Source organism: Pseudomonas sp. BF-R-01 (assembly GCF_019946615.1).
In the GTDB taxonomy this organism is placed as follows: Bacteria; Pseudomonadota; Gammaproteobacteria; order Pseudomonadales; family Pseudomonadaceae; genus Aquipseudomonas; species Aquipseudomonas migulae.
Map to the genome: position 1 here is coordinate 1 of NZ_JAGYFX010000208.1, position 2,924 is coordinate 2,924.

The following is a 2,924-nucleotide window of genomic DNA, read 5'->3' on the forward strand; positions in this document are numbered from 1 at the left end:
ATCCCTTGTAGGAGCCGGCTTGCCGGCGATGGCGTCCGTAAAATCGCCATCGCCGGCAAGCCGGGCTCCTACAGGTTGACGCGTGGAAGCGCGCGCACGGCTCGGCAGCGCCAGGCGAATGGGTTGATGCCTTCGCTGCGGGTGAAGATGTGGCAGAAGTGCGCCTGATCGCAGAAGCCGCATTCAAGGCTGATTTGCGTGAGGCTCAGGTCGGTGTTCTGGATCAGTTGCTTGGCCCGGGCGATGCGTTGGTGGCGAATCCAGTCTTGCGGCGAGAGGCCGGTGCTGCACTTGAATGCGCGGGAGAAATGACTGCGCGAGAGGGCGCAGGCGCGTGCCAGTTCGGTGACTTCGACGGTTTCACCGAGGCGTTCGAGGATCAGTTGCTTGACCAGGCTTTCGCGCCACGGGGTCAGGCCGCCGGTGGTTTTCTTTCGCGTTTCAGTGGCAGTCGCGCGAGCGACGTTTTGCTGAGAATGAGCCATGACAAATGTCCGTTTCGGTGAGCTTCATTCTTGGTCGCGGGGCTCTGGCAGGCGAGTTAAACGTTGTTAATTTCGCCGATGCGCAGTGGTGGCCAACAGCGCTGACTCAGCACATGGCTGCAATTTTTGCGGTGCCGGGCGAGGCATGATCGACGTCTTGTGGCGGGCCTGTGCATGGCCGCTCTTCTGACTTGATCAAGGGTGACGGCATGAAACATTCTCTGGTTGGCGCGTTGGGCCTCGCGGTGGCGTTGGCGTCCGGAATCTCCTCGGCTCAGGCACCGGCACAGGTCGGCACTCAGGTGCCGGGCTACTTCCGCCTGGCGGTGGGCGACTATGAGGTGACGGCGCTGTTCGACGGCTACAACGACCTGTCGCCCAAACTGCTCCAGGGCCTGACCCAAAGCCAGATTCGCGCACTGCTGGCCCGTCGCTCGATTGAAACGCCGGGGGTGCAGACTGCGTTCAACGCGTTCCTGATCAACACCGGCAAGCAATTGATCCTGGTGGATACCGGCGCCGGTCAATGCATCGGTGCGACGGCGGGCATGCTTTCGGACAACATGAAAGCCGCCGGCTACGAGCCTTCGCAGGTCGACACGATTCTGTTGACTCACTTGCACCTGGACCATGTGTGCGGATTGGTCGATGGCCAGCAGAAACCGGTTTTTGCCAACGCCACGGTCTACGCCGCGAAGGCCGAAGCCGATTACTGGCTTGATCCTCAGGCGCTGGCCAAAGCTCCCGAGGGCGCCAAGCCGTATTTCAAAATTGCCCAGGACTCCACCGCACCGTACGTCGCGGCGGGACGTTTCAAGACGTTCGACGCCGGCCAGTCGCCTGTGCCGGGAGTTGAGGCCACGCTGGAAGCCGGGCACACGCCGGGCAGTACGACGTACCGCTTCACCTCTCAAGGGCAGAGCATTTTGTTCATGGGCGATCTGGTGCATAACCTCGCGGTGCAGTTCTTGCACCCGGAAGTCTCGATCGGCTTTGACGTCAACAGTCAGCAAGCGATCAAAAGCCGCGCCAAGGTGTTCAGCGATGCAGCCGCCGGTAAAACCTGGGTGACGGCAGCGCATTTGCCGTTTCCGGGCATTGGCCATATCGCCGCAGAGGGCAAGCATTTTCAATGGGTGCCGGTCGAATACGGTCCTTATAAACGTGCGGCGAAAGTGCCGCTGATCGAGTAAAGTCCGACGCATTCACAAGGGAGCCGTGCCTATGAACCGTAACGATCTGCGCCGCGTCGATATGAACCTGTTGGTGATTTTCGAGGCCTTGATGTTCGAGAGGAACCTGACCCGGGTGGCTGAGAAATTGTTCATGGGCCAACCGGCGGTGAGTGCGGCGCTGGGGCGGTTACGGGATCTGTTTGACGATCCGTTGCTGTTGCGTAATGGCCGCGGCATGGAGCCGACAACGCGGGCGCTGGCGATTCTCAAGGAATTGCAGCCGGCGATGGATGTGATTTCCGGGGCGGTCAGTCGGGCGAAGGAATTTGATCCGGCGAGCAGCTGCGATGTGTTCCGCATTGGTTTGTCGGACGACGCCGAATTCGGTTTGTTTCCGCCGTTGTTGCGGCAACTGCAAGAAGAGGCGCCGGGGATTGTTGTGGTGGTGCGGCGTGCGAACTATTTGCTGATGCCGGCATTGCTGGCTTCGGGAGAGATCTCTGTGGGGGTGAGTTACACCACGGATTTGCCCGCGAATGCGAAGTGCAAGAAATTGCGCGACATCCCCTGCAAGGTGCTGCGTGGGGACAAGCGACCGGGGCTGCTGACGCTCGACGAATATTGCGAACGACCGCATGCCATGGTGTCGTTCTCTGGCGACCTGAGCGGCAATATCGATCTGGATCTGGCCAAGGTTGGCCGCAGTCGTCGGGTGGTGTTGGGTGTTCCGCAGTTCAGTGGGTTGAGGGCGTTGCTTGCTGGCACGGAGATGATTGCGACGGTGCCGGATTATGCGGCGTGTGCGTTGGTTGAAGGGTGTGCGTTGCGGGCTGAGGATCCACCGTTTCCCATTGATGCTGCGCAGCTTTCGATGGCTTGGAGTGGGGTGCATGACAATGATCCGGCGGAGCGGTGGTTGCGGTCGCGGATCAGTGAGTTTATGTCTAGGCCTTTGCCTGTATCGGGTTGAACGTGGCGGCCTTTGGGCCGACCATTTTCTTTTGGGTGTGCATATCCATTGCTGCGGTAACGGCCGCCTATGGTTTCGCCCTTACGGCGAGTCCCTTTTGTCAAACGCCACAAAAGGAACCAAAAAGTCTTGCCCCGGCGTCCGGCCCCTCGCTAAGGCTCGGTGTTCCCTCGCTCCGGTCCTGCTCCGTGGGCCCGCCGCCATCGGCCATCCCTGGCCGGGGGCGGCTAGCCCGGCATCCATGCCGGGCTGCCCACTGCGCAGAACCTCCACTCGGCCTCCCGAAGGGGCGCT

At 60.9% G+C, this 2,924-nt stretch carries 4 protein-coding genes; 3 read left to right on the forward strand and 1 reads right to left on the reverse strand.

All coding sequences use genetic code 11. The features are described 5' to 3' along the window. Positions 1-68 precede the first annotated feature (68 nt). Positions 69-485, reverse strand: a complete 417-nt coding sequence (locus KGB27_RS31205; RefSeq protein WP_008041154.1) for a helix-turn-helix domain-containing protein — start codon at positions 483-485, stop codon at positions 69-71. Positions 486-490: 5 nt separating this feature from the next. Between KGB27_RS31205 and KGB27_RS31210 the strand changes: the two genes are divergently transcribed. From KGB27_RS31210 to KGB27_RS31220, 3 genes are read left to right on the forward strand one after another with little or no spacing between them, the layout of a single operon-like run. Further along, positions 491-634 (forward strand): hypothetical protein, encoded by a 144-nt coding sequence (locus tag KGB27_RS31210; protein WP_223413804.1) that lies wholly within the window; start codon positions 491-493, stop codon positions 632-634. Positions 635-694: 60 nt separating this feature from the next. Next, on the forward strand, positions 695-1,678 hold the full coding sequence (locus KGB27_RS31215; protein WP_223557378.1) for an MBL fold metallo-hydrolase: 984 nt from the start codon (positions 695-697) through the stop codon (positions 1,676-1,678). A gap of 31 nt (positions 1,679-1,709) precedes the next feature. After that, on the forward strand, positions 1,710-2,630 hold the full coding sequence (locus KGB27_RS31220) for a LysR family transcriptional regulator (protein WP_008030224.1): 921 nt from the start codon (positions 1,710-1,712) through the stop codon (positions 2,628-2,630). Positions 2,631-2,924 lie beyond the last annotated feature (294 nt).